The 26,897-nt window shown below is 71.2% G+C and carries 21 protein-coding genes and 1 pseudogene; 11 read left to right on the plus strand and 11 right to left on the minus strand.

Features of this window, described 5'->3' with window-relative positions:
• Nucleotides 1–19 precede the first annotated feature (19 nt).
• Complete coding sequence (locus ABG085_RS16905) at nt 20–175, minus strand: hypothetical protein (RefSeq protein ID WP_347976909.1); 156 nt, start codon at nt 173–175, stop codon at nt 20–22.
• A 110-nt stretch (nt 176–285) separates the two neighbouring features.
• On the opposite strand from ABG085_RS16905, the gene ABG085_RS16910 reads away from it, so the two are divergent.
• The gene (locus ABG085_RS16910) at nt 286–948 is read left to right on the plus strand and encodes a TetR/AcrR family transcriptional regulator (RefSeq protein WP_347976910.1); all 663 of its coding nucleotides are present in this window, start codon (nt 286–288) and stop codon (nt 946–948) included.
• 102 nt (nt 949–1,050) lie between these two features.
• Complete coding sequence (locus tag ABG085_RS16915) at nt 1,051–2,550, plus strand: carboxylesterase family protein (protein ID WP_347976911.1); 1,500 nt, start codon at nt 1,051–1,053, stop codon at nt 2,548–2,550.
• Nucleotides 2,551–2,585: 35 nt separating this feature from the next.
• Here ABG085_RS16915 and ABG085_RS16920 read toward each other — a convergent pair whose 3' ends face one another.
• The 8 genes and pseudogenes from ABG085_RS16920 to ABG085_RS16955 form a co-directional block, all read right to left on the minus strand.
• Nucleotides 2,586–3,041 (minus strand): DUF559 domain-containing protein, encoded by a 456-nt coding sequence (locus ABG085_RS16920; protein WP_347979230.1) that lies wholly within the window; start codon nt 3,039–3,041, stop codon nt 2,586–2,588.
• A gap of 318 nt (nt 3,042–3,359) precedes the next feature.
• Nucleotides 3,360–3,476: pseudogene (locus tag ABG085_RS16925) on the minus strand (type IV toxin-antitoxin system AbiEi family antitoxin domain-containing protein); the annotation flags it as partial.
• A 469-nt stretch (nt 3,477–3,945) separates the two neighbouring features.
• The gene (locus ABG085_RS16930) at nt 3,946–4,932 is read right to left on the minus strand and encodes an LLM class F420-dependent oxidoreductase (RefSeq protein ID WP_347976912.1); all 987 of its coding nucleotides are present in this window, start codon (nt 4,930–4,932) and stop codon (nt 3,946–3,948) included.
• A 240-nt stretch (nt 4,933–5,172) separates the two neighbouring features.
• Nucleotides 5,173–6,099 (minus strand): site-specific DNA-methyltransferase, encoded by a 927-nt coding sequence (locus ABG085_RS16935; protein WP_347976913.1) that lies wholly within the window; start codon nt 6,097–6,099, stop codon nt 5,173–5,175.
• 295 nt (nt 6,100–6,394) lie between these two features.
• Complete coding sequence (locus ABG085_RS16940) at nt 6,395–7,444, minus strand: biotin/lipoate A/B protein ligase family protein (protein ID WP_347976914.1); 1,050 nt, start codon at nt 7,442–7,444, stop codon at nt 6,395–6,397.
• A 219-nt stretch (nt 7,445–7,663) separates the two neighbouring features.
• Nucleotides 7,664–7,990, minus strand: a complete 327-nt coding sequence (locus ABG085_RS16945; protein WP_163617748.1) for a hypothetical protein — start codon at nt 7,988–7,990, stop codon at nt 7,664–7,666.
• A gap of 189 nt (nt 7,991–8,179) precedes the next feature.
• Nucleotides 8,180–9,781 carry a glycoside hydrolase family 6 protein gene (locus ABG085_RS16950; protein ID WP_347976915.1) on the minus strand — a complete coding sequence of 534 codons (1,602 nt, stop codon included), beginning with the start codon at nt 9,779–9,781 and terminating at the stop codon, nt 8,180–8,182.
• A 199-nt stretch (nt 9,782–9,980) separates the two neighbouring features.
• The gene (locus ABG085_RS16955) at nt 9,981–10,832 is read right to left on the minus strand and encodes an alpha/beta hydrolase (protein WP_347976916.1); all 852 of its coding nucleotides are present in this window, start codon (nt 10,830–10,832) and stop codon (nt 9,981–9,983) included.
• 102 nt (nt 10,833–10,934) lie between these two features.
• Here ABG085_RS16955 and ABG085_RS16960 point away from each other — a divergent pair, with 102 nt between their 5' ends.
• Nucleotides 10,935–11,411 (plus strand): MarR family transcriptional regulator, encoded by a 477-nt coding sequence (locus ABG085_RS16960; protein WP_347976917.1) that lies wholly within the window; start codon nt 10,935–10,937, stop codon nt 11,409–11,411.
• Entirely contained in the window at nt 11,408–12,769 is a 1,362-nt protein-coding gene (locus ABG085_RS16965; RefSeq protein ID WP_347976918.1) for an MFS transporter, read from the plus strand. Before ABG085_RS16960 ends, ABG085_RS16965 begins: the two co-directional genes overlap by 4 nt.
• A gap of 40 nt (nt 12,770–12,809) precedes the next feature.
• Here ABG085_RS16965 and ABG085_RS16970 read toward each other — a convergent pair whose 3' ends face one another.
• Both ABG085_RS16970 and ABG085_RS16975 read right to left on the minus strand, forming a co-directional pair.
• Nucleotides 12,810–15,257 (minus strand): glycoside hydrolase family 2 TIM barrel-domain containing protein, encoded by a 2,448-nt coding sequence (locus ABG085_RS16970; protein ID WP_347976919.1) that lies wholly within the window; start codon nt 15,255–15,257, stop codon nt 12,810–12,812.
• Nucleotides 15,254–16,021, minus strand: coding sequence for a TetR/AcrR family transcriptional regulator (locus ABG085_RS16975; RefSeq protein WP_347976920.1), 768 nt, complete (start codon nt 16,019–16,021; stop codon nt 15,254–15,256). Before ABG085_RS16975 ends, ABG085_RS16970 begins: the two co-directional genes overlap by 4 nt.
• A gap of 196 nt (nt 16,022–16,217) precedes the next feature.
• On the opposite strand from ABG085_RS16975, the gene ABG085_RS16980 reads away from it, so the two are divergent.
• The 7 genes from ABG085_RS16980 (at nt 16,218) to ABG085_RS17010 (ending at nt 26,821) form a co-directional block, all read left to right on the plus strand.
• Entirely contained in the window at nt 16,218–17,747 is a 1,530-nt protein-coding gene (locus ABG085_RS16980) for an ABC transporter substrate-binding protein (protein ID WP_347976921.1), read from the plus strand.
• Nucleotides 17,748–17,810: 63 nt separating this feature from the next.
• Nucleotides 17,811–18,752 (plus strand): ABC transporter permease, encoded by a 942-nt coding sequence (locus ABG085_RS16985; RefSeq protein WP_347976922.1) that lies wholly within the window; start codon nt 17,811–17,813, stop codon nt 18,750–18,752.
• Nucleotides 18,749–20,656: a dipeptide/oligopeptide/nickel ABC transporter permease/ATP-binding protein gene (locus ABG085_RS16990; RefSeq protein ID WP_347976923.1), complete on the plus strand. Its 1,908-nt coding sequence runs from the start codon at nt 18,749–18,751 to the stop codon at nt 20,654–20,656. Before ABG085_RS16985 ends, ABG085_RS16990 begins: the two co-directional genes overlap by 4 nt.
• Nucleotides 20,653–21,516 carry an ATP-binding cassette domain-containing protein gene (locus ABG085_RS16995; protein WP_347976924.1) on the plus strand — a complete coding sequence of 288 codons (864 nt, stop codon included), beginning with the start codon at nt 20,653–20,655 and terminating at the stop codon, nt 21,514–21,516. The genes ABG085_RS16990 and ABG085_RS16995 overlap by 4 nt, the downstream gene beginning before the upstream one ends.
• A gap of 91 nt (nt 21,517–21,607) precedes the next feature.
• The gene (locus ABG085_RS17000; protein WP_347976925.1) at nt 21,608–24,031 is read left to right on the plus strand and encodes a glycoside hydrolase family 3 C-terminal domain-containing protein; all 2,424 of its coding nucleotides are present in this window, start codon (nt 21,608–21,610) and stop codon (nt 24,029–24,031) included.
• Nucleotides 24,032–24,149: 118 nt separating this feature from the next.
• Complete coding sequence (locus ABG085_RS17005; RefSeq protein WP_347976926.1) at nt 24,150–25,280, plus strand: serine hydrolase domain-containing protein; 1,131 nt, start codon at nt 24,150–24,152, stop codon at nt 25,278–25,280.
• A gap of 32 nt (nt 25,281–25,312) precedes the next feature.
• Nucleotides 25,313–26,821 carry a family 43 glycosylhydrolase gene (locus ABG085_RS17010; RefSeq protein WP_347976927.1) on the plus strand — a complete coding sequence of 503 codons (1,509 nt, stop codon included), beginning with the start codon at nt 25,313–25,315 and terminating at the stop codon, nt 26,819–26,821.
• Nucleotides 26,822–26,897: the final 76 nt, after the last annotated feature.

Consider the following 26,897-nt stretch of genomic DNA (forward strand, 5'->3'; position numbering starts at 1 on the left):
GGGGCGCCCGGGGTTCAGGTCAGCGGACGGCCTTGATCGGCCAGATCGCGAAGATCGACCACATCAGCCACCGCAGGCCCTCGACCAGTGCGGGCGGGTCGTCATTTCCGGAGGCGGTCGCGACGAAGGTGTTGGTGGTCGCAGGAGCGACAGCGGTTTCAGACGGCGCTGTCATGGGCGGATCCTTGCTTTCGGGTAGCGAGCGACTCGACGATGAGCCACTCGCGGAAAACCTTATGTCATTTGGTTTTGAAAAATCAAGCGTTGTTCGGGTTTACTTTCCCTATGAGAGACAGCGGCACGGGGCGACGAGGCTCCTACGCGAAGGGCGTCGCCAAGCGCGAGGAGATCCTCACCCGCGCACTCGACGTCATCGCCCGCGAGGGGTACAGCGGGGCCTCCATCAAAGAGCTCGCGGATGCCGTCGGCCTGAGTCAGGCCGGATTGCTCCACTACTTCGGCAGCAAGGAAGAGCTCTTCACCGAGATCCTCCGAAAGCGCGACGAGCTGGACTCGGTCGATCAGGGGTTCGCCGGCGATCTGCAGCAGGGTCTGGCCGCGGAGACAACGTCGCTTCCCGACATCCGCGAGGGCTATCTCAGCGTCATCCGCCACAACGCCGACGTCCCCGGCCTCGTGCATCTGTTCGCCCGCCTGTCGGTCGACGCCGCCGATCCGGGGCATCCGGCCCACCAGTTCTTCGTCACGCGCGGCGAGAGCCTGCGCGACTTCTTCGCCACGGCCATCGCCGCCCAGCAGTCGTCCGGCGCGATCACCGATCGGGTCGACGCCGACACCCTCGCGCGGATCTTCCAGGCTGTCGCGGACGGCCTGCAGGTGCAGTGGATGCTGGAACCCGAGGTCGACATGGCCGCCACGGTCGACGCCTTGTTCGACCTGCTCACGCCTCCCGCCGCGCGCCCCGACGAGCCGGGCTCGGCCCCGTAACGATTGCGCATCACCCCTTCGCAATGAAACCGAACGTCGCTAGGTTTCAGTCTCGCCGGGAATGTACGAACGACATCCAACAGCGGCGCTAGGAGAGAGTGCATGACCGACACCACGGCGATCACCCGCTACGCGGAGGCCGACACCGTCACCGGGAGGGTGCGCGGCCTGTGGCGGGGCGAACCGGGCGCCGGCGGTTCCGCCGCCTTCCTCGGCATCCCGTTCGCGAAGCCCCCCGTCGGGCCGCTGCGGTTCGCCGCTCCCGTGCCCGTCGAGCCGTGGGAGGGCGTGCGCGACGCGCTCGAGTTCGGGCCCACTGCGCAGCGGGGCGACCCCGGGATCACGCTCATTCCTGAGCCGTCGATGCCCGGTGACGCGACGCTCAACGTCAACGTCTTCACGCCGGTCACCGGACCGACGGATGCCGCGCTGCCGGTGCTCGTCTGGATCCACGGCGGCGGCTTTATCTCCGGGTCGCCGGCGAGCCCCTGGTACGACGGCCGGTCGTTCAACCGAGACGACGTCGTGACCGTGACGATCTCGTACCGGTTGGGCTTCGACGGGTTCGGGCACATCGACGGCGCCCCGTCGAACCGCGGAGTGCGGGACTGGCTCGCCGCACTCCAGTGGGTGCAGGACAACATCGCCAACTTCGGGGGCGACCCGTCGCGCGTCACGATCGCGGGCCAGTCCGCCGGTGGCGGCGCAGTGCTCCGGCTGCTGGCGCTGCCCGCCGCCCAGCACCTCTTCCACTCGGTGTGGGCTCTCTCCGCCGCCATCGCCGACGTCTCGCCCGACCGCGCCCGCGCCGCGTCGACGAAGCTCGCTGCGCTCGCGGGCGTCGCACCGACGCGCGAGGGCTTCGCCTCCGCGTCCGAGGCGACGCTGCAGGTGCTGCAGTCGAAGGCCACCGAGCCGGACTCGGGCGACCGCCTCGCCGGCGTGCGAGGGCTGCTCGAGGACGGTCTCTCGTGGGGACCGATGATCGACGGCGACCTCGTCCCGGAGCCGACGATCGCCGCCCTGCGCTCGGGTGTCGGCGCCGACAAGCCCCTCGTCCTCGGCACGACGGACGACGAGTTCACGATGGTGCTCGACTCGGCGCAGCGGAAGCTCCGCTTCATCCCCGCATCCCTGGCCTTCGCGAAGCTCGAGGTGCCGCGCGAGCGTCGACGGGCCTACCTCGCCGACAACGCGGCCCAGCGTCGCCTGGGGACCGCGGCGGTCCTCGGGCGCTACGTCACGGACGTGGTCTTCCGCTCGACCGTGGTGAAGGTCGCCGACGCGCGGGGAGCCGCACCGACGTGGGTGTACCGCTTCTCCTGGCCCTCACCGACGCGGCGGTGGGCCCTGCACTGCCTCGACGTGCCGTTCTGGTTCGACTGTCTCGACGAGCCGCACGTTGCGGCGATCGCCGGCGACGCTCCCCCGCGCCGGCTCGCCGCCGCCATCCACGGCGCCGCCGTCGCGCTCGTCCGGGGCGACGACCCCGGCTGGCGCGCCTGGTCGGACGCGCCCGGAACCACGCGCGTGTTCGGGGGCGAGGCATCCGTTCCCGACGTCGTCGCCGACGGCTACCGCAGCGTCCGCGCCCTCGTCTGACCGGCCGGGGTCGGGCCGCCGCGCCTGTCAAGAATTCAGGAGACACGCCGCAGCGGCCCACGGGAAGCGGCGACCGGAGTCCGATTCTCCTGAAAGCTTGACGAGGCGCTTCCGCGTCGCGCCAGCCCGCGCAGGGCTGCCGAGACGACCTCGGGGCTCCACATGATGTCTTCGGCGATGGGACGGTAGGTCGCGTACCCGAGGATGGCCGCCGCCTGGTCACGACGGCGATCGCGCCGTTGGGCGTCCCACGTCGAGTGATGAGCCTGGCTGTCGCATTCGACGATCAGCCAGCCCTCCACGAGGAAGTCCACGATGCCGACACCCGGGATCGAGACCTGCACCTCGAACCGCAGGCCCGCCGATCGGAGCATCAGGCGAACGAGCGACTCGGGACCCGACTGGCACCGCGCATCCAGCAGTCGCCTGATCACCGCGTACCGGCGAGGAAGCACCCGGAACAGCTCGTCGAGCTCATCCGAATCCAGCACGCCGGTATTCAGAGCGGAGTCCAGCGTGGCGACCGCGGCGCGCGCCGGCTGACATCGAACCGCCTGGGCGAGCGCATCGAAGAGTTCCACCCGCGTGGATCTCGGGTGCGGGCATCGATGCAGCCGACCCCAATGCCGTCGCAGCGCGCGGCCGACCGACCTGGGTCTCGACGAGTTCGCGGGGAGGTGGACGTGAAGGGCCGCGGTGTCCAGAACGAAGACGCCCAGTTGAGCCAGCGCGCTCGTGCAGGCCACCCGTCCGCTCACGCGGCAGGCGTCGACGACCTCGGGCGCAGCGTCGGGCGTGAGGTACACCCCCGTCCGGGCGCGGAGCAACCGGCCGTCCCGCACCGCGTTCCGAAGCGCTCGATCGCTCCAGCCGGCCTCCACGAGATCGGACCGGCGGAACGAAGGGCAAGCGGGTGCGAGCGGCATCCGCCCACAGTGAAGGACGGCATCCTGTCGGATGACGGATCTCCCGGCGAATGTGGACAACTGCGCCCGAACCTCCGTCCGGGGAGGAAGGGCGAGAACCGGCAAGGATTCAGGAAAAACCGCCCGCAGGCGGTGCGGTGAGCACCAGGATCGCCGGTTCTTCCTGAAGTCTCGACGGCGGCAGCGCTTCGCACGAGTGCCACGCGCAGCACCGCAAGGCCGCCCGGCGGCGGGCGCCGCGCGGGGAGCCGTGTCGAGGATTCAGGAGAAACGCCGACCGGCAGCGCCGCCAGCCAGCCCGCTCGCCCGATTCTCCTGAATCCTCGACGCAGACGTCAGCTGAGCGCCCACGCCCGACCTGCCGGAGCATCGAGGCGGCGCGCCGTCGAGTATTCAGGAGACTCGCCGCAGTCGCCCACCTGAAGCGGCGACCGGCGACGGGTTCTCCTGAATCCTCGACGACGGAGGGTCAGGCGAGCGCGCTGACGACCTCGCGCTCGAACAGCTCGACGCCCGACAGGTCATAGGCCGCCTCGGGGAAGTAGTGGATGGCGTAGGCGATGCCGTGGCGCTCGCGCTCGGCGAGACGCTCGACGACCTGCTCCACCGCGCCGAAGGCGGGTGAGGTCACGTAGTCGTGCTCGATCCGGTCGGCGCGCTCCTGGCCGACGTGCGGCAGCAGCCGCTCCTTGACGACGGCGAGGCGCTCGCGCGCCTCGGCCTCGGTCGCACCCACGATGGTGTTGAAGTTCGAGCTGCGCGTGATCTCCGAGAAGTCGCGGCCGAGCGCGTCGCAGTGCTCGCGCAGGACCGCGCTCTTGCGGTCGATGTCTTCGAGCGACCCCGCGTAGTTGGTGTACGAGGCGTACTTCGCCGCGATCTTGAGCGTCACCTTCTCGCCGCCGCCCGCGACCCAGATCGGGATGCCGCCGTCCTGCAGCGGCAGCGGCTGCACGATCGCGCCGTCGACCTGGTAGTGCTTGCCGTCCAGGGTGGCCCGGCCGGTCGTCCACGCCTGCTGCATGATGTCGACGCCTTCGCGCAGCATGCGCAGCCGCTCGGGCACCGGCGGGAAGCCGTAGCCGTACGCCTCCCACTCGTGCTCGTACCAGCCGCCGCCGATGCCCATCTCGGTGCGCCCGCCCGAGACGATGTCGACCGTCGCGGCGACCTTCGCCAGATAGGCGGGGTTGCGGTAGCCCATGCACGTGCACATCTGGCCGAGCCGGATGCGGTCGGTCGTCGCGGCGAACGCGGCCATGAGCGTCCACGCCTCGTGCGTCGCCTCGTCGGAGTGCACCGGCGTGGTGTGGAAGTGGTCGTACACCCACAGCGACTCCCACGGGCCCTGGTCGGCGCGCTGCGCGAGCCCCTTCATCACGGCCCAGTGCTCAGCGGGGTCGATGCCCACGAGATCGAATCGCCAGCCTTGGGGGATGAAGGTTCCGAAGCGCATGCTGCTCAGCCTATGGGGATGACGGATGCCTCGCCCTTGCGCCACCGGACCCTCGTCGCCGGAGCGGCGAAAGGGTATATTTCCGCCCCTCCGGCGCAGCATCGCCCTGCGAAGACGTGCCCGCTGCGGCGTCCGCCCTCCGGCACAGCATCGCCCTGCGAAGACGTGCCCGCCCGCGGCGTCCGCCCCTCCGGCTCGGCACCGCCCCGCGGAGACGTGCCCGCCCGCGGCCTCCGCGCCTCAGCCGGCGGGGACGACGCGGGCGTGCGGCATCCGCTCGCGCATCACGGCGACCGCTTCGGGGTTGTGGTCGACGAGCACGGCGTCGCGACCGAGCGCCGAGGCGACCGCGCCGGTCGTGCCGCTGCCCGCGAAGAAGTCGAGCACGCGATCGCCCGGCCGCGACGAGGCCTGCACGATGCGGCGGAGGACGCCCTCGGGCTTCTGCGTCGGGTAGCCGGTCTTCTCGCGTCCGGTCGTCGGCACGATCGTGTGCCACCACACGTCGGTCGGCAGCTTGCCGCGCTCGGCCTTCTCGGGCGTGACGAGCCCGGGCGCCATGTAGGGCTCTCGGTCGACGGCCTCGGAGTCGAACCAGTACGCCTTCGGATCCTTGACGTAGACGAGGATCGTGTCGTGCTTCGTGGGCCAGCGCTTGCGCGTCTTCGCGCCGTAGTCGTAGGCCCAGATCAGCTCGTTGAGGAACCGCTCGCGCCCGACCAGCGCGTCCATCAGCACCTTGGCGTAGTGCGCCTCGCGGTAGTCGAGGTGCAGGTACAGCGTGCCGTCGTCGGCGAGCAGCCGCCATGCCTCGAGCAGCCGGGGCTCGAGGAAGCCCCAGTAGTCGTCGAACCGGTCGTCGTACGCGCGGAGGTCGCCGCGGATCCGCTCGTACTCGCGCCCGTGGAACCCGCGACGCACGATGCCGGGAGCCGTCGCGGGCTGCTCGGAGCCGGACACGGGGGACGGATGCCGCGACCTGGCCGTCTCGATCGAACGCTCCTGCGGGCGACCGGTGTTGAACGGCGGGTCGAGGTAGATGAGGGTGAAGGCGCCGTCGGGCAGCCGCCGGATGACCTCGAGGTTGTCGCCCTCATGGATCTCCACCGACCCGGGAGCCGCGGCCGCGGCCGGAGCGGCGTCGGGAACAGGGGCGGCGCCGGGCACTGGGACCGCGCCCGCAACCGAAGCGGCGGCAGCACCCGGAGCCGCGTCCGCAACCGAAGCGGCGCCGGCAACCGGAGCGGCGCCCGCAACCGAAGCGGCGCCGGCCGGAGCCGCGCCCGACAGCGGGGCCGCGCCCGCAATCGGAGCAGCGCCCGCAACCGGAGCCGTACCCACACTTCGTGCTGCGCCGGAAGCCGTTGCGCTCCCGAGAGCCGTCGCGCTGCCGGGCGCCGTCGCGCCGCCGGGGGCCGCGGCATCCGTTCCGCCCACCGCCGAGCTCACGCGCACCGGCCCGTCACGGGACGCGGCGCAGCCACGCGTCGGTCGCGAATTTGGACTCCACGAGCGCCTCGGCCTCGGCGTACTCGTCGTCGGTGATGTGACCGGGCACGGCGCCGTAGAGGTTCGCGAACGTCTCCTCGAGCTTGGCGATGATGGCCTCGCGGGGCAGGCCGGTCTGGCGGCGCAGCGGGTCGACGCGCTTGGCCGCAGAGGTCGTGCCCTTGTCACTGAGCTTCTCGCGGCCGATGCGCAGCACCTCGGTCATCATCTGACCGTCCATGTCGTAGCTGAGCGTCGCGTGGTGCAGCACTCCCCCGTTGGCGAGCCGCTTCTGCGCCGCGCCGCCGATCTTGCCCTGGGGCGAGGCGATGTCGTTGAGCGGTTGGTAGGTCGCCTCGACACCCAGCGCCCGCAGCGCCTGCAGCACCCAGTCATCGAGGAACGCGTACGAGTCGGCGAACGTGAGTCCGGCGACGAGGGATGCCGGCACGTAGAGGGAGTAGGTGACGATCGAGTTGGCGCCCATCATCATGGCGCCGCCGCCCGAGATGCGGCGGACCACGTCGAAGCCGTGCCTCGCGGCTCCCTCGGGATCGACCTCGTTGCGGAGGGACTGGAACGAGCCGATCACGACGGCGTTCTCGTCCCACTCCCAGATCCGCAGCGTCGGACGCCGTCGGCCATCGCCGACACGGCCGGTGAGGACCTCGTCGAGCGCGAGGTTCATGCGCGGCGAGACGGGCTTGTCGTGCACGATCTCCCAGTCGAAATCGCGCCAGCCGGGCGCGGTCACGAGGGCCCGGCGCACCGCGGTGCCGACCGCTTCGGGGGTGAAGCCCAGCAGCTGCGCCCCGCTCGGAAGGTCCGATCGCACGGCGGCGGCGATGGTCGCGACGTCCGACTCGATCGGCAGTCCGTTGACGGCGGCGTCGATGTCGTCGAGCGCGTCGTCGGGTTCCAGGAAGAAGTCGCCCGCGAGGTGGAAGTCCGCGATGCGCCCGTCGCGCTCCTCGAGGTCGACGACGACGAGCTTTCCGCCGGGCACCTTGTATTCGCCGTGCATGCGTTCAGCCTATTGCCGGGGCGCCGCAAGGCCGGGCGCCACCCAGGGCAAGGAGGCCGGGCGCCACCCAGGAGCCGGAGCCGGGCGCCACCACCCAGGGCACGGAGGCCGGGCGCCACCCGGGAGCCGGAGCCGGGCGCCACCCAGAGCGCGCAGGCCGGGCGGCCACCCAGGGCGCGCGGGCCGGGCGCCTCCCGAAGGCGACGCCCGGCCGACCGATCAGTTGATCCCGGGGATGACCAGCCACCGGTTGACGAGCACGATCCACAGCGCGATGACGGCGAGGGCCGCGATCGCGATGCCGATGCCCTGACGGCCGCGGAGCAGGAGCCCCACGACGATCACGATGAGCGTCGCGATCGCCAGCACGAGCGACCCGAACGGGATGCCGGGGAGGAACAGCGACAGGATGAAGAGCGCCGCGACGACGATCTCGATGATGCCCACGACGGTGTTGCCCTTGCCGCGCACCCGGAGGATGCCGTCGAAGAGGGCGAGCGCGCCGCCGATGAGCGCGATGAGCAGGAGCCAGCTGAGAGTGATCAAGGTGGGGGGAACCTTTCGCGAGGGATGCCGCGGCAGCCACCGCGGCGCCGGTCAGCCTATCGACGCGCGCCCCCGGGCCTCGGAAGCGGGCTGGGGCTGGACGCGACACCCGCGGGACTGGTAAGAGGCGGCGACGACGGGGCGAGGCATCCGTCGTCGCCGCCTCTCAGGAGTGCAGCGCGCCCCTCGCTATGAGGTGCACGCCCTCCCGTCGAGAAGGAACTGCCACGGCGTGCTCGCCGCGCCCTTCGCGTGGATCACGGTGTCGGGCGCGTTGCCGCCCTTCTTGGTCGCCCCCGAGACGCTCACCGTGCCGTCGGCCTGCGTGACGGTGGCGCGCGTGGCCTTGGTCACGGTCTGCCCGTCGGGTACGGCGAACGCGAGCGTCCACCGGTCGGCGACGGCGCCCGACAGGCGCACCGTCGCCGAGAAGGCATCCTCGTCGCCGTCGGCGACCCACTCGACGTGGCAGTCGAGCGGCGCGATCGGCGGGTTCGCGAAAGCGATGAGCTCGCGCGCCTGCTCGACGAACCACTGACCGGCCGCGGGATCCTCCATGCCGCGCTCGGGATCGAGCGGACCCGCCGTGCCGCGGTAGCACTTGCCGTCGGACTCGACCGGCACCTTGATCCACAGGTACGCGTCCACGAGGGGCGTACCCGTCGTCGTGTCGGGGCGAGTGCCCAGGCCGCGATCCGGCGGGTTGCACCAGTCTTCGTGCGTGTCGCCGTACTGCCCTTCGTGGTTCCAGGGCCCGAGGCCGTTGCGGCTGGTGTCGATGACGAAGTGCGTGCTCGCCTCGACGCCGCCCAGGATCGCCGCGTAGCGCGAGTCGACGCCGCTCGTGTTCAGCGCCGGGTCGGCGGCATCCGCGCTCCATTCGCCGTACGGCGACATGCCCACACCCTGCCAATCGGTCGCGGGGCCGCCGTTCCAGTACTGGTTGCCGCACGAGCCGAAGTCGCCAGGGTTGACCTGCGTGGCGTAGGCGATGCACTGCGACACCCAGGTGCCGTACGCGGTGTTGTTCGCGGTGAACTGGTAGTTGGACGCGTTGAGGAAGAACCCGTCGGCGTCCTGCACACCGGCCTTGATCAGGCGGTCCGAGATCTCGCCGACGTTGAGCCACGCCGAGCTGGTGCCGTCGAGATAGACGGATGCCTCCGGCAGAGCGCCGATCGCATCCACGGCGTGGTTCAGCTGGGCGAAGCGGTCAGCCGCGGCGGTGTCGGCGGGCACCTCGGCCGGCTGGCACCACTCCATCTGCCCGTCGAGCGTGACGTAGTGAGGGATGATGCCGAGGCCGTCGGGCTCGAGGATCACGGTGGCGGGACGATCTCCGATGCCGGCGGCGAACCCGTCGATCCAGGCGTTGTACGCCGCGGTGTCCGCCGCTCCGCCCGCCGAGTACTGCGCACAGTCGCGGAAGGGCAGGTTGTACGCGACGAGCACGGGCATGCGGCCCTGCGCGGCGGCAGCGGTGACGACGTCGTCGACGGCCGCCTCGACCTCGGCCGGCGTGCCCGAGGTGAACCAGTCCGCGGACGGGATCGAGCCCAGCAGCTGGGCGTCGTCCCGTGCCTGCCCGCTCAGAGACTGGGCGGCTTCGAGGGTCGTGCTCCACGGGTTGACGTAGAGCTCTGAGCCGACGAGGTCGCCGTCCGGTTCGTCGGCGGCGGCCGAGGTCGCGCTCAGCGGCACGGCGAGCCCGACCGCGAGTGCGGCGGCGGCGCCCAGTGCCCAGGCCCGCTGTGGGGGCCGCGCGCGGAGGCTGGCGAATGGGTGGGTCATGTGGATCTCCTGGTCGTCGTCGACCTCCGGGCACCGTCGCCCGGGGAGCGGCACTGCGGGACCGACGGCTCGCCGAGCATCCGAGCCCGGCGTGGGAGCGCTCCCACAGTGACCACTGCGGCCAGGATGACTCATCCGGCGCCGGTCGTCAACGGTGGAATCGGCCGGCAGGAGGCGGCGATCGGGGCGGCGGTCCGGATCAGACTCTCGAGGGAGCGATCCGCTCGAGCCACGCGAGCAGGTCGGCGCGGACGTCCTGCTGCATGACCTCGTTGAAGATCTCGTGCCGCGCTCCCGGGTAGACGAGCGTCGTCACGTCGGTGAATCCGGAGCGGGTGCGATACGCATCGGCGAGCCGGTGCACGCTGCGCGGACCGCCGACCGTGTCGTCTCGACCGACCATGAGGAGCGTCGGGATGTCGCGACCGAGGTTGCGGCGGGGAAGACCGTACATGCGGAGTGAATCCAGCACCCCGATCAGCTTGATCGGGTCTTCGCTGGTGGTGAGGGGATCGTCGAGGAAGGCCCGCCCCACCGAGAGGTCGCTCGAGAGCCACTCGGTTCCCGTCGCGTCGGGACCGGCCCACGGCTTGTTGAGCCCACTCGTGTGGATCGACCCCGGCATGCGCAGCGCGGAGCCGGTCAGCACCAGTCCGTCGTACGCCTCGGGGTGGGCGTTCACCAGCATCTGGGCGAGCACGGAGCCGCCGGAGTGACCGAGCAGCACGATCGGCAATCCGGGGTTCTCGGCGTGGATCTGCTCGGTGAACTGCCACATCGTGGCGAGCGCCGCGCGCAGGCCGCCGGGACCGAGGTGCCCCAGCAGGGCGACATCGCCACGGTGCTGCTGCATGCCGGTGCGACCGTGGCCGCGGTGGTCCGCGGCCCACACCGTGTAGCCGCGCGAGGTGAGCGCGTCGATCAGCACGGCGTACCGTCCGGCATGCTCGCCGACGCCGTGCAGCAGCTGCACGACCGCCCGCGGTTCGGTCTTCGCCGGATGGACGTCGAAGAAGATCGTGATGCCGTACGCATCGATGAACTCGGGCATGCGCAGAAGTCTAGGTGCGAGACACCGAAGCCCCGCGCACACGCTCGTCGCGGCACCGTGGACTTTATTTAGCAAAGCTAATAAGCTAGGCTAAGCAACCGGATGAGCAACGAGACCCTGACGACCCCCACACCCGCTCCCGCCGCCGCGGGAGACCACCCCGACCTGTCGCCCGCCGCATCGCAGCTCCGGATCGCGACGTTCCGCCTCGCCCGGCGCATGCGCACGCAGCGTGCCGTCGACTCCATGAGCGACGGCCAGTTCGCCGTGCTCGCAGCCCTGCGCGTCCACGGCGCCCACACCCTCGGCGAGCTCGCCGAGCGCGAGCGCGTGTCGGCCCCCTCGATGAACCGCACGGTCAACTGCCTGCAGGAATCCGGCTACATCGTCCGCGCCGCCGACGAACGCGACGGCCGCAAGGTGGTCATCTCGCTGACGCCCGACGGCGAAGCCGTGGTCGAAGAGACGGCCCGCCGACGCGACGCGTGGGTCGAGGCATCCCTCGCCGAACTCACGCCCGCCGAGCGCGACACCATCGCCGCAGCCGCCGAGATCATGCAGCGGATGGTCGCGCGATGAGCGCCATGTTCCGTTCGTTCTCGGCCTTCAACTACCGCGTCTGGTTCATCGGCGCCCTGGTGTCGAACATCGGCGCATGGATGCAGGCGACCGCCATCAGCTGGGTCGTGCTGACCGAGCTGACGTCCAACGACGCCGCCGCCATGGGCGTGACGATGGCGCTGCAGTTCGCTCCGCCGTTGCTGCTGGTGGGCGTCACCGGGCTCGTCGCAGACCGCTTCGACCGCCGCAAGCTCCTGCTCCTCACGCAGAGCCTGCTGCTGCTGCTCGGGGTCGCCATCGGGGCGCTCATCTTCGCCGGCGCGATGACGCTGCCGATCATGTACGGCTTCGCGCTCGCCCTGGGCGTGGTCGCGGCCTTCGACAACCCGGCACGACAGGCGTTCGTCTCCGACCTCGTCGCGCGTGAGAACGCCTCCAACGCGGTCGCCCTGAACGCGGCGTCGTTCAACGGCGCGCGCATGATCGGCCCCGCCGTGGCGGGCATCGTGATCGTCGCCATCGGCACCGGATGGGTGTTCGTGGCGAACGCCGTGACCTTCCTCGCCATGCTCGGCGCCCTGGTCCTGATCCGCACGAACGAGCTGGTGCCGCGCGTGAAGGCGCCGCAGTCGTCGCGCCTCGCCGACGGCGTCAGGTACGTCGCCCGCCGTCCCGACTTCATCGTGACCTTCGCCATGGTCTTCCTCATCGGCGCGTTCGGCATGAACTTCCCCATCCTCGCGTCGACGATGGCGGTCGAGTTCGGCAAGGAGGCCGACGGCTTCGGTCTGCTCAGCTCGATCCTCGCGATCGGCTCGGTCGCCGGCGCGCTGCTGGCCGCCCGTCGCGATCGGGCGCGCCTGCGCGTGCTCATCGTGGGCACGGCGATGTTCGGGGTCGCGGCGCTGGTGTCCGCGTTCATGCCGACGTACTGGCTGTACGCGGCGACGCTGGTGTTCACGGGCTTCTCGGTCGTGACGATGATGGCGACGGCGAACGGCTACGTGCAGACCACGACCGACCCGGCGCTGCGCGGTCGCGTGCTCGCGCTCTACATGGCGATCCTCATGGGCGGCACGCCGATCGGCGCGCCGATCGTCGGCTGGGTCGCCGCTGAGTTCGGCCCGCGCGCCGCGATCCTGGTCGGCGCTGTCGCCGCCTTCGTCGCCTTCGCGATCGGCGCCACGTGGCTGCTCGTCTCGGGTCGCCTGCACCGCCACGAGCGCAAGCGGTTCCGCCTGACGCTCGACGAGACGCGACCTCTCAGCGTCGTCGTCCCCGAGGAGTTCAGCGACGAGGTCGCCGGCACCACGCCGATCCCGCTGCCCCGGGACGACGACGACGAGATGCCCGCGCGCACCCGCGCCGCGAGCTGACCCCTCCCCCGCTGTCCGCGGAGTGCGATGCCCGAGGGGCTCAGCCTGACGCCGGCCCCGAGATGGCGAGCGACGCCGTCGCGGGTGGGAGTCCCTCGGCGGTGACCGTCACGGTCACCCGGCCCAGCCCCGTCGGCCGCACGATGGCGAGCGCACGCCCGTCGAAGGTCGTGACCGACGGACCCGCGAACGACTCCTCCGTGCGGATGCGGCCGGTGCCGAGGCCCACCAATTCGGCATCGCCCTCGACCGACACCGTGATCAGGCGATCGGCGTCGGACGCGACGACTCCCTCGACGTCGGCAAGCGAGACAGCCACGAACCCGAGGCCGTCCACCGTGATCTCGGACCGCTCGACGGATGCCGTGAGCACGGGCTCTCCGGCCGTGCGCAGCGCCGTCCGGCCGACCTCGCGGCCACCGGTCCGCCCGATCGCGACCAGCTCGCCGGGGCGGTACTCGGTCTCGAACCGCGCGCGGAACGCCTTCTCGGCCCCGACCTCCGCCACGCCGAGCGAGACGCCGTCGCGCAGCAGCTCGACCTCCTCGGCGGGGGCGTACACGTCGACCGTGACGGGGGCGCCGGGCTCGGCATCCCACGTCCACGACGACACCGAGTCGTCCCACGACCACGGCGTCGTCGCGGTCGGTCGGCCGTGGTGTCGCGGCGGATGCACCGTCAGGTACGGCTCGGTGCGCAGCCCGAACACGATCTCGCGGTAGTACGAGACCGGGCGGCGGTGCCCGGTGATGTCGATGTCGCCGCAGCCGGCGAGCAGGTGCGGGTACGGCCCTGCCGTGCCGGTCGGCTCGTAGCCGGGCTCGTCGGTGTAGTCGACGCGGCCGATGCCGGCCTCCCCGAGATAGTCCCAGCCGGTCCACGTGAAGTCGCCGATGACGTGGTCGAGGCGCTCGACGAGCTCCCACATCTTCTCGATGCGCGACGGGAACGTCTCGGATCCCACGATGACGCGGTTCGGGAACAGCTCGCCGTCGAGCTCGTAGCGCGACTCGGCGTAGTTGAAGCCCACGACGTCGAGCACCGATGCCGATTCCTCGGTCGACCGCGTCACGAGCTCCGACGCGTTGGCCGCGGCCATCATGTCGCCCATCGCCGCCATCATCGTGTTCGGATCGGAGGCGTCTGCCGGGGCCTCGTCGCCGGGCGCGGCATCCGTCTCGAAGCCGCCGAGGTTCGCGATGATGCCGTTGATGCCGTTCGTCACCAGGCGGGTGTCGTCGAGGTCGCGGATCGCCTCGGTGAGGCGCCGGCTCCACGCGGACCCGGCCGGCGTCGCGAGCTCGAGGATCTCATTCCCGATCGAGTACATGATGACGCTCGGGTGGTTCAGGTCCTTCGCGACGAGGGCGTCGACGTCGTGCCGCCAGCGTTCCGCAAAGCCCGGAGCCGCGTCGAAGGCGACCTTCGAGCGGGTCCAGGTGTCGGTGAGCTCGTCCATCACGAAGACGCCGTGCCGGTCGCACGCGTCGAGCATCGCGCGGCTCATCGGGTTGTGCGCGCTCCGCAGCGCGTTGAAGCCCGCCTCCTTGAGGAGGCGCACGCGGCGGTCCTCGGCATCGGCGAAGGTCGCCGCCCCGAGAGGCCCGCTGTCGTGGTGCACGCAGGCGCCCCGCAGCTTCACGGTCTCGCCGTTGATCCGCAGTCCGCGCCGCGCATCGACCTGCAGGCGACGGATGCCGAAGGCCGCGGCATCCGTGTCGATCACGTGCCCGTCCTCGTCGGCGAGGCTGGTGCGCACCCGGTAGAGCGAGGGCGACTCGTCGCTCCAGAGCGCGGGGTCTTCGACGGCGAGGCGCACGCGCGCCACCGCCTCGGAGCCGGGCAGCACCGTCACCGGCGCCGTGCCCGACGCGACGTCGGTGCCGCCCGGACCCAGCACGGTCCAGGTGAGGCGCAGCGTGCGGGTGCGGCGCGAGCCGTTGCGCACCGTCGTCGCGATGCTCGCGATCGCACGGTCGGCGTCGATGTCGGGCGTCGCCACGCGCGTGCCGTCGAGCGGGAGGTGCACGGGGTCGGCCACCACGAGATGCACGGGGCGATAGATGCCCGCTCCGGAATACCACCGGCTGTCGCGGTGCACGCGGGCCTCGACGGTGATCCGGTTCTGTTCCCCGTAGCGGAGGTAGGGGTCGAGCACGGCCTCGAACGCGTTGTAGCCGTTCGGCTCGTGCACGACCGCGTCGCCGTTGAGGAAGACGACCGCGTCGCGGTAGACGCCCTCGAACTCGAGCCGCACGGTCTTCTCCCGCCAGGCGTCCGGCACCTCGAACGTCTTCGCGTACTCGAACACGCCCCCCGGCACGTAGCCGGTGTGCACGCCCTGGTCGCTGTCGGCCGAGCGGGGCAGATCCCGCACGGCGTCGTGCGGCAGTCGCACAGGCCGCGGTGCGGACTCGGCGGTCGCAGCCTCGAACGCGCCGAGCTTCGGGCCGACCGTCCAGCCTTCGAGGAACAGCTCGCGGATCATGCCTCGTCCCCCTCAGCGGCCTCGTCGGTCGCCGGCAGCACGGCCCCGGGCGCCTCGACGGCGTCGACGGATGCCTCAGCCGCCGACCGCGCGTCGAGCACCTGCTCCAGGCCGACGAGGTCGTACCCGCTGACCATGCTGCGGAACGCCTCGGCGAGCGCCTCCGCCATGTCGGTGGACTGAGGGTCCAGCAGCCACTGCACCTGGAGCCCGTCCATGAGGGCGATGGTCGCGACCGCGGCGCGGCCCGGGTCGACGCCGGGATTGAGGCGCCCCGCCTCGGCGACGCGCCGGAAGGACGCGGTGATGCTCTCGCGCACCGATTCGTAGCGATTCACGAAGTACGCATGCGCGGGATGAGCCGGAGAAGTGGCTTCGGCCGACAGCGTGCAGTAGAGCTCGACGACCCCCGGGATCGACGCGTTGTGCTCGGCGAGGGTCACCAGGCCGCGCAGCGCCTCGATGCCGTCGGGCAGGTCGAAGTCGACGAGTGAGCGCGCCAGCTCGTCACGGTGATCGAGCACCGCCATCAGCAGGGCGCTCTTGCTGCGGAAGTGGTGCAGGAGTCCGGCCTCACTCATGCCCACGCGCTCGGCGACCTCTCGCAGGGAGCCCGCCCGATAGCCGGACTCGGCGAACACCTCGAGGGCCGCGTCCAGGATCGCCGTGCGGGTCGCCGCGGATTTCGCATACTCGCCGCGCGGCTTGCGCATCCTCGTGGGAGCGGTCCCTTCCCGCTTCGCGGCGGAGGTGGTCTCGGTCATCGTCTCACCGTATCCCCGGGTCGTCTCGCGCACCTCCATCGGTGCCCGCCGGGGTCCTTCCTCTCCGTTGTATAACGAATTCCGAGTGATCGCTAGTTTTTTGTTCTAAAAACCTAGCGCTCACTCGATATTGCTGTTAGCGTCTCCCGGCAGTAGGCGATCCGCAGGGGTATCGCCACAGATGAAGGGACCAAGGATGTTCCGTTGGAAGGCCACAGCAGCCACCATCGCGATCGCCGCGATCGCCCTCACCGGCTGCGCCGGTGGCGGGGACGACTCCGGCACGAGCGATTCCGGCCGAGCCGACCGGCTCACCCTCACCGCCATCATCGGCCCGACGAGCTACGACATCGGTCAGGGCGCCGAGTACGGCAACCGCAGCCCGTTCTTCCAGGCGGTGTTCGACACGCTGCTGCAGAAGAACGGCGAGGGGGAGATCGAGCCCTGGCTCGCCACCGACTGGGAGTACAACGAAGACAACACGGTGCTCACGCTGACGCTCCGCGACGACGTCGAGTTCACCGACGGCACTCCCCTCGACGCGGAGGCCGTGGTCGCCAGCCTCGAGCGCTTCCGCGACGGCACCGCGCCGCAGGCCGCGACGCTCGCCGGCAAGGAGTTCGCCGCGACCGACGCCACCACCGTCACGATCACCCAGCCCGCCCCCGATCCCTCGCTCGTCAACCTCCTGTCGATCGCGCCCGGGCTGATCCAGGCGCCCTCGACGTTCGACGACCCCGACTCCGCGACCGAGCCGATCGGCTCCGGCCCCTACGTGCTCGACACGGCCGCCAGCGTCACCGGCACCACGTACGTCTACACCGCCAACCCCGAGTACTGGAACCCCGACGTCGTCAAGTACGACAACCTGACGATCAACGTCATCGAGGACCCGACCGCCACCCTCAACGCCCTCAAGGCGGGCGAGGCCAACGGCGCGAAGATCGTCAACAACGACACGATCCCCGAGATCGAGGCATCCGGCTGGACCATCGAGGCGAATGAGCTGGACTTCCAGGGCCTGCTGCTGTTCGACCGCGCCGGCACGATGGCGCCCGAGCTGGCCGACGTCAACGTCCGCAAGGCGATCAACATGGCGTTCGACCGCGAGGCTCTCCTCGAGGCGCTGCAGGCGGGTTACGGCACGGTGACCGAGCAGGTGTTCCCGACCACGTCGGTCGGCTACGACGAGGCGCTCGACAGCACCTACGAGTACGACCCCGAGGGCGCCAAGGAGCTCCTGGCCGAGGCCGGCTACCCGGACGGGTTCACGCTGAACATGATGTCGACCGCCGCCTTCCAGACCACGTTCGACCTCGTCGCGCAGCAGCTGGCCGACATCGGGATCACGGTGAATTACACCGACCCCGGGACCGGCAACTTCATCACCGACATGCTCGCGCCGAAGTACCCGGCGACGTGGATGGCGCTGGAGCAGAACCCCGACTGGCAGCTGATCAACTTCATGATCGCGCCCGAGGCGACCTTCAACCCGTTCGGCTCGCAGGACCCGCAGGTGGACGAATACATCAGCACCATCCAGAACGGCACGCAGGAAGAGGCCGACCAGGCGACGAAGGACCTGAACGCCTGGATCGTCGAGAACGCCTGGTTCGCCCCGTTCTTCCGGGTGCAGGGAACCTACGCGGTCGACGCCGACACGGACCTCGAGTTCTGGCCGTCGAACGCCTACCCCTCGATCTTCGGATTCTCGCCGAAGAACTGAGTCCTCGCCCCGCCCGCGCGTCGCGCGCGGGCGGGGCGACACCACCCACGGGAAGCGACAGACATGCTTGCATTCATCTTCAGACGCCTGCTGTCCGGCGTCATCCTCATCGCGGTGATCTCCTTCCTCGCGTTCCTCCTCCTCTACGCGGCCGGCGGCGACATCCCCCGCCGCATCCTCGGAGAGAACGCGACCGCCGACACCGTCGCAAAGAAAGCCGAAGAGCTGGGCCTCGACCGGCCGCTGCTCACGCAGTACTTCGACTGGCTGACGTCGGCGTTCACCGGCGACCTCGGCCGCAGCTGGTTCACGGGTGAGCTGGTCACCACGAGCGTCACCAATCGCGTCGCCGTGACACTGTCGATCGTGATCGGCGCGACGGTGATCTCGGCGATCATCTCCGTCGTCGTGGGGGTTCTGGCCGCCCGGCGCGGCGGGGCCGTGGACGGCACCGTCCAGGTGTTCTCGCTCATCGGCTTCGCGATCCCCGGCTTCCTCATCGCCCTCTTCCTGGTGCTCGTCTTCGCGATCAACCTCGGCTGGTTCAAGGCGACCGGCTACGTCCCGCTGACCACCTCGGTCGCAGGGTGGCTGTCGTCGGTCACGCTGCCGATCATCGCCCTGTCCATCGGCGCGATCGCCACCGTCACACAGCAGATCCGCGGTTCTGTCATCGACGCCATGTCGCGCGACTACGTGCGGACGCTCCGCTCGCGCGGGCTGAGCACCAACTCGGTGGTCTACCGCCACGTGCTCCGCAACGCCGGCGGCCCTGCCCTCGCCGTGCTGGCCGTGCAGTTCATCGGCCTGCTCGGCGGCGCGGTGATCGTGGAGCAGGTCTTCGCCATCCCCGGCATGGGTCAGCTCACCGTCCGGGCGACGACGCTGGGCGACATCCCCGTCGTCATGGCCCTGGTGATCGTCTTCGCGATCATCGTCGTCGTCGTGAACCTCCTCATCGACCTCGCCCAAGCGGCGCTGAACCCCAAGGTGCGACTGTCATGACCGCTGTCGACGTTCCCCTCGCCGTCCCCGTCGCGCCGGTGCGCGTCGCGCTCTGGCGACGTCTCGTGCGGCGCCCCCTGGGCCTCGCCTCCCTCCTCTTCCTCGCGTTCGTGGCGGTCATCGCGATCATCGGACCGTGGATCGCCCCGCAGGACCCCAACTACGCCGACATCCGCAACGTGCTCTCGCCGCCCAGCGCCGAGCACATCCTCGGCACCGACGGCAGCGGTCGCGACGTGCTGTCGCGCCTGCTGGTGGCGACGCAGATCAGCGTCTCCGCCGCCCTCCTCGCTCTCGTCGTCGCCGTCGTCCTCGGCGTGACCAGCGGCCTCATCGCGGGCTACTACCAGGGCTGGTTCAACAGCGCCGCGACCTGGGTGACCGAGCTGAACATGGCGCTTCCCGGCATCGTCGTGCTGCTGGCAGCCCGGGCGGTGCTCGGCCCCTCGGTGTGGATCTCGATGTTCATCTTCGGCATCCTGCTCGCCCCGGCGTTCTACCGCCTCGTATACGCCTCGGTCACCGCGGTGCGCTCGGAGCTGTACGTCGACGCCGCACGCGTCTCGGGACTCAGCGACACCCGCATCATCGGCCGCCACGTGCTGTCGGTCGTGCGCGCGCCCATCATCATCCAGGGCGCGATCATCGCGGGCATCGCCATCGCGATCCAGTCGGGGCTGGAGTTCCTGGGCCTCGGCGACATCAGCGTCCCCACGTGGGGCCAGATGCTCAACGACGGATTCAAGAACATCTACAAGGAGCCCATCCTGATGCTCTGGCCGTCGCTCGCGATCGGGCTCACGTGCATCGCGCTGACGCTCCTGGCCAACGTGATGCGCGACGAGCTCGAGCGCACGGTGTCGGTCCGGCGCAAGCGCCGCCGCGCCGTCGCCACCGCCACCGGCTCCATCGCCGCCGTCACCACCTCGATCTCGACCGGCGGCGGAGACGTCGTCGACCTCGACGAGCCGCCGATCTTCGAGAGCTCCGGCGTCATCGTCCACCAGGACGACGTGCGCAGCAAGGCGACCGAGAAGGTGCTCGAGGTGCGCGATCTGCGCGTCGGCTACGACCAGCCGGACGGCTCGCACATCGAGGTCGTCCACGGCGTCTCGCTCGACATCCGCAAGGGCGAGGTGCACGGTCTCATCGGCGAGTCGGGCTCGGGCAAGACCCAGACGGCGTTCGCTGTGCTGGGCCTGCTGCCCCGCGGTGGTCACGTCACGGCCGGTTCGATCCTCTACGAGGGCACCGAGCTCGCCGACGGCGACGACCGGGCCTACGCCGGCATCCGCGGCCAGCGCATCGGCTACATCCCGCAGGAGCCGATGTCGAACCTCGACCCGGCGTTCACGATCGGCACCCAGCTCGTCGAGCCGCTGCGTAAGAACCTCGGGCTCTCGAAGAAGGCCGCGACCGACCGCTCGCTCGAGCTGCTGGCCCGGGTCGGCATCCCGAACCCCAAGCGCACGTTCGACGCGTACCCGTTCGAGGTCTCCGGCGGCATGGCGCAGCGCGTGCTCATCGCCGGCGCCGTCTCGACCGACCCCGACCTGATCATCGCCGACGAGCCGACCACGGCCCTCGACGTGACCGTGCAGGCCGAGGTGCTGGAGCTGCTGCGCGACCTGCAGGCCGAGCGGCACATGGCCATGCTCCTGGTGACCCACAACTTCGGCGTCGTCGCCGACCTCTGCGACCACGTCACGGTCATGCAGAGCGGCCTGTTCGTCGAGCAGGGACCCGTGCGCGCGATCTTCAACGACGCGCAGCACCCGTACACGCGGGCACTGCTGGACGCGATCCTCGACGAGGGTCCCGCCCGCGGCCCGCTCGTCGCAGCATCGTCACGCACGGTGCCCTCGAGCACAGTGCCGTCGACCGAGAAGGGAGCACGGGCATGAGCACTTCGACGCCGCAGACGCCGCTGCTCGACATCAAGGACCTCGTCGTGGAGTACCCGGGCAAGGGCTTCCGCGCCCAGCCGTTCCGGGCGCTCAAGGGCGTCTCGCTCGACATCCTGCCGGGCGAGACCGTGGGGCTGGTGGGCGAGTCCGGATCGGGCAAGACGACGCTGGGCCGGGCGGCCCTGGGCCTCGCACCCGTCACCGAGGGCTCCATCACGTACGAGGGCAAGGAGATCGCCCACCTCAAGCGGCAGGCGCGGCGCGCGCTCAGCTCCGAGATCCAGGTGGTGTTCCAGGACCCGTACTCGTCCCTCAACCCGTCGATGACGATCGAGCAGATCCTCACCGAGCCGCTGACCGCGGCCGGCGTCGCCGGGAAGGAGGCGAAGACCCGCGTGCACGACCTGCTCGACCAGGTCGGCCTCCCCGCGGACTCGCGCGGGCGCCTGCCTCGCGAGTTCTCGGGCGGCCAGCGCCAGCGCGTCGCGATCGCCCGCGCCCTCGCCCTGCGGCCGCGCCTCATCGTGTGCGACGAGCCGGTGTCGGCGCTCGACCTCTCGACCCAGGCGCGCGTGCTCGACCTGTTCATCGACATCCAGGACCGCACCGGCGTCGCCTACCTGTTCGTGACGCACGACCTCGCGGTGGTGCGCCACATCAGCCACCGGGTGGCCGTGATGTACCGCGGCGAGATCGTCGAGTCGGGCGACGGCGAGCGTGTCACGTCGCAGCCGGAGCACCCGTACACGCAGCGCCTGTTCATGGCCGCTCCGGTCCCCGACCCCGACAAGCAGCAGGAGCGCCGCATCGCCCGGCGCGCCCTGCTCGCCTCCGAGGCGGCCGCCGGCGCCGTCTGACGACTCGGATGCCGCAGCCCGGCCCGTCCCGTGGGTGGCGGGCTGCGGCATCCGTCCTCCTGACCCTCCTTTCGAGAAAGAACCTCCCCCGATGACCGACATCGCCACGCACCCCGACGCGGTGCGCCACCTCGCTCCCCTGCTCGATCGCCTGACGCTCGAGCAGAAGGCGGCGCTCGTGCAGGGAGCCGACTTCTGGACCACCGTCCCGCTTCCCGAGATCGGGCTGCGTGCGATGACCCTGTCGGACGGCCCCGCGGGCGTCCGCGGCCCGCGGTGGGACGAGCGCGAGCCGTCGCTGAACCTGCCGTCGGGGTCGGCGCTGGCGGCGTCGTGGGACGTGGACCTGGCGTACCGGTACGGGGCGGCCGCGGCATCCGAAGCCCGCCGCAAGGGTGTCGACGTCGTGCTCGGCCCGACGATCAACCTGCATCGCTCTCCCCTCGGCGGCCGCCACTTCGAGTGCTTCAGCGAAGACCCGGAGCTCAGCGCGGAGCTCGCCGCCGCCTACGTGCGCGGCCTGCAGGACAACGGCGTCGCGGCGACTCCGAAGCACTATGTCGCCAACGACTCCGAGACCGACCGCTTCACCGTCGACGTCCAGGTCGGCGAGCGGGCGCTGCGGGAGCTCTACCTCGCGCCGTTCGAACGCGCGGTCGAGGCGGGCGCCTGGACCCTCATGAGCGCCTACAACGCGGTCGACGGCGTCACGATGAGCGAGAACGACCTGCTCGAGACGCCGCTCAACTCCGAGTGGGGCTTCGACGGCGTCGTGATCAGCGACTGGACCGCGGTCCGCTCGCTCGACGCGGTGCCCGCCGCGCAGGACCTCGCGATGCCCGGCCCCGCCCCCGCATGGGCCGACCTCGTCGCGGCGATCCGCGACGGGCGGCTGAACGAGGCAGACCTCGACCGCAAGGTGCTGCGCCTGCTGCTGCTCGCGGAGCGGGTCGGCGCACTCGGCGACGCCGCCCCGATCGAGCCCGCCCCGCTCGACGGCCCCGCCTTCGCGCGCGCCGCCGCGATCGAGGGCACCGTGCTGCTGCGCAACGAGGGCGTTCTTCCCGTGGATGCCGCCTCGCTCGGTCGCGTCGCCGTGATCGGTCAGAACGCGCGCGAGGCCCGGACGCAGGGCGGGGGAAGCGCCACGGTGATCCCCGAAGCCGTGGTCTCGCCGCTCGACGCGATCCGCGCCGCCCTTCCGGGCGCCGACGTGCGGTACGAGATCGGCGCCGTCGTGCAGGAGGGCGTCGCCGACATCCCGCTGGCACACCTGCGCAACCCGGCGACGGGCGAGGCCGGCATGCGCGTCGCGTTCTTCGACGCCGACGGCACCGAGCTCTTCGCCGAGAATCGCCGCTCGACCGCCCTGGTCTGGTTCGGCGGCGACGCCCCCATCGCGGCGAGCGCGACCGTCGTGTTCGAGACGCTGTACACCCCCGCGGAGTCCGGCGACATCGAGCTCGGCTTCGCCGGCGCGAACCCGGGCCGGCTGTTCGTCGACGAGCGCCTCGTGCTCGACGACGCACCCGTGATCGAGGGCTCCGACCTGGGCGCCGCGTTCCTCAACCCGCCGTCCCTCACCGCGACGGTGGCCGTCGAAGCCGGCCGCGAGACGGCCGTGCGGGTGGAGTTCACGCGCGCCGCCGCCGGTGCGCTGTCGGGCGCGCTCAGCGCCACGCTCGGCATCGCCCCCGAGCGCACCGATCCCGCAGCGCTCATCGCCCGTGCGGCGGCCGAGGCCGCGGCATCCGATATCGCCATCGTCGTGGTCGGCACCAACGCGAAGGTCGAGTCGGAGGGCTACGACCGCACCAGCCTCGACCTGCCCGGCCACCAGGACGACCTGGTGCGCGCGGTCGCGGCGACCGGCACGCCGACGGTCGTCGTGGTCAACGCGGGCTCGCCCGTCGTGCTCCCGTGGGCCGACGACGTCGCGGCGGTGGTGCAGGGCTACTTCGGCGGGCAGGAGTTCGGGCACGCGATCGCCGACGTGCTCACCGGCGCCGCCGAGCCCGGCGGTCGCCTGCCCACGACGTGGCCGGCCGCGCTCGCGGACGTGCCCGTCACCGAGGTGGTGCCCACCGACGGCCGCCTCGAGTACCGCGAGGGCCTGCACATCGGCTATCGCGCGTGGCTGAAGACGGATGCCGAGCCGGCGTTCCCGTTCGGCCACGGCCTCGGCTACACGACCTGGTCGTGGGGTGCGGCGCACCGCCAGGGCGACACCCTCGAGGTGACGCTCACGAACACCGGCGATCGCGCCGGCAAGCAGGTCGTGCAGGTGTATGCCGAGCGGGCCGGCTCCGCGGTGGAGCGCCCCGTGCGCTGGCTCGTCGGGTTCGCGACCGTGCAGGCCGAGCCGGGCGAGACCGTCACCGCGCGGATCGCGGTGCCGGAGCGACGCCTCGCGCACTGGGACGGCGAATGGGTCATCGAGCCCGGCGAGTACACGCTGCGCGCCGGCGCCTCGGTCGCCGACCTGCCGCTGTCCACACCGTGGAAGATGGGCTGAGCGAGCTTCCCGGCGTCCCGGGTGCGCGGCGGACCGAACGCCGCGCATCGCCCCGCGCCCGCCCTCGACCAGCTCGTCTCGACCACCGCGCCTCTCCCACCGCGCCGAAAGGAATCCGATGAAGGACCTCACCTCCGAGCGGCTGCAGGGCCGCGCCGACGAGCGCCTCGGCGAGATCGTCGCCCGCCTCGACGGCTACCTCGCCGCAGACCCGGATCTGTCGTTCCAGGTGGCCGCATTCCACGACGGCGTCGCAGTACTGGATGCCTGGGGCGGCCCGCACCTCGCCGAGGACTCGGTGATGGTGCCGTACTCGGTCACGAAGAACACCATCGGCCTCTCCGTCGGGCTTCTGGTGGAGCGCGGCGAGCTCGACCTCGACGAACGCGTCGCGCACTACTGGCCCGAGTTCGCCGCGAAGGGCAAGGGCGCCGTCACGGTGCGTCAGCTGCTGTCGCACCAGGCGGGCATCCCGCAGGCGACCCCTCCCCTCACCTGGGAGGAGCTGCTGGATCATCACGCCGCGGCCGAGCGGCTCGCCGCCAGCCCGCCGTTCTGGCACCCCGGCTCGGCCTTCGGCTATCACGCCGTCACGATCGGCAACCTCGGCGACGAGCTCGTCTTCCGCGTGACCGGCCGCACGCTGCACGAGTTCTACGAGCAGGAGATCCGCGCTCCGCACGGCATCGACTTCTTCCTCGGCCTGCCGGCCGGCCACGAGGACCGACTGGTGCCGGTCCTGCCGATGATCCGTCCCGTGTCCGACACGACGGCGATGCAGCCGACCGCCATCGGCCTGCACACCTGGGTGACACCGGGGCCGCAGGTCGATCTCGCCAACGAGGAGGCGAGCTGGCGATACGGCCATCCCTCGGGTTCGGGCACCGGCACCGCGCGCGGACTGGCACGCCTCTTCGCCGCCGCCGTGACCGGCGTCGACGGCAACGCGCCGTTCCTCTCCGCCGACACCGTCTGGCAGATCGGCCAGCAGCAGGTGCACGGCATCGACGAAGTGCTGGGGCTGCCGGATCGCGCCCACGCGATCGTCTTCCAGAAGTCGACGTCCACGGTCGCGTTCGGCGGTCCGCGCGCATTCGGCCACGACGGCGCGATGGGCGCGCTGGCCTGCGTCGATCCCGACACCGGCATCGCCTTCGCGTGGACCATCGCGCGGGGCGCATGGCCGGGCGGCGCCGACCCGCGCGCGGCCGCGCTCGCCGCCGAGCTCGGCCGCATCCTGCCGGCCTGAGCCATCCACCCCGCCCGATCCGAGAGAGACCCGTGACGACGCTGCACAACCCGCTGATCAACGGCTTCCACCCCGACCCCTCCGTCGTGGCCGTGGACGGCGTGTACTACCTCGCGACCTCGACGTTCGAGTACCTGCCGGGCATCCCGATCCACCGGTCCACCGACTTCGAGACGTGGGAGCTCATCGGGCACGTCGCGACGCGACCCGGACAGCTCGGCGTGGACGCCGTGCCGACGGGCGGCGGTGCGTGGGCTCCGACGATCCGCCACCACGGCGGCGTGTTCCACCTCGTCATCACCGATGCGATGGGGCGGGGCATGCTGCACTTCACGGCGACGGACGCCGCCGGGCCCTGGAGCGACGGCGACCTCCTGCGGAAGGCGGACGGCTCCGGCACGATCGAGGGCATCGATCCCGACATCGCCTGGGATGCCGCGGGCACCTGCTACGTCACCTTCTCCGGCCTGCAGCTGAGCGGCGCTCTGGATCCGAACCAGCCGGCGCACCTCGGCATCCAGCAGGTGCGGGTGGATCTCGCATCGCATCGGGCCCTCGAAGAGCCGCGCTCGCTCTGGTCGGGCACGGGGCTGATGTTCCCGGAGGCGCCGCACCTCTACGAGATCGAGGGCGCGTGGTATCTCCTGATCGCGGAGGGCGGCACCGAGCGCGGTCACGCCATCTCGATCGCGCGGGGCGAGTCGCCCACCGGGCCGTTCACGGGAGCCCCGGACAACCCGCTCGTCTCGGCCCGGTCGACGCCGCGCCCGATCCAGAACACCGGTCACGGCGACCTCGTGCGCGGCCCCGATGGCGAGTGGCTCTGCGTGCTGCTCGGCGTGCGCCCGCGCAGCGGCACCCGTGCCTTCTCGGCGCTCGGCCGCGAGACCTTCGTGACACCGGTGACCTGGACCGGCGGGTGGCCATCGATCGCGCCGGTGGAGCTCGCCCCGCGTGAGGGCACGCACGTCGAGATCGACTTCTCGGAGCCTCTCGACGGCGAGTGGATCGCGGTCCGCCGGCTGCCGGCCGACGTCTCGGCCCTCACCGACGGACGCCTGGTGCTGACCGCGGACGGCAGCACCCTCGCCGACCCGCAGCCGGTCTTCGTCGGACGCCGTCAGGAGCACCTGACCAACGAGGTCACGGTGGCTCTCGACGTCTCGAACGGCGTCGGCGGGCTCGCGGTCCGGTACGACGAGAGCTTCCGCATCGAGCTCGAGGCCGGTGGCGGGGCGATCACCGCCCGTGCAGTGATCGGCGGCTTGCGGCAGGAATGGGCGCATCCGCTGCGGGGCGGATCGGTCGCCCTCCACCTCGCTTCCCGCAGGCCGGTCGGCGGGGGCGGCATGCTTCCGACCAGCGACGTCTTCCATCTTTCCGCGACCGTCGACGGCGAGCGCATCGAGCTCGCCCGGATCGACGGGCGCTTCCTGTCGTCGGAGGTCACCGAGTCCTTCACCGGCCGCGTCATCGGTGTCTACGCCGTCGCCGGCGAGGTGGCCGTGTCGAGCTGGGTGGCCGACGGCGACGACGACTGACGGATGCCGCGCACGGCGCTCGTCGCCTTCACGGCGCCCCGGCGACCCCGGCCCGTTCGGGGGGGGTCGCAACACG

Origin of the sequence: Microbacterium sp. ProA8 (assembly GCF_039905635.1) — a bacterium.
Classification (GTDB): Bacteria; Actinomycetota; Actinomycetes; order Actinomycetales; family Microbacteriaceae; genus Microbacterium; species Microbacterium chionoecetis.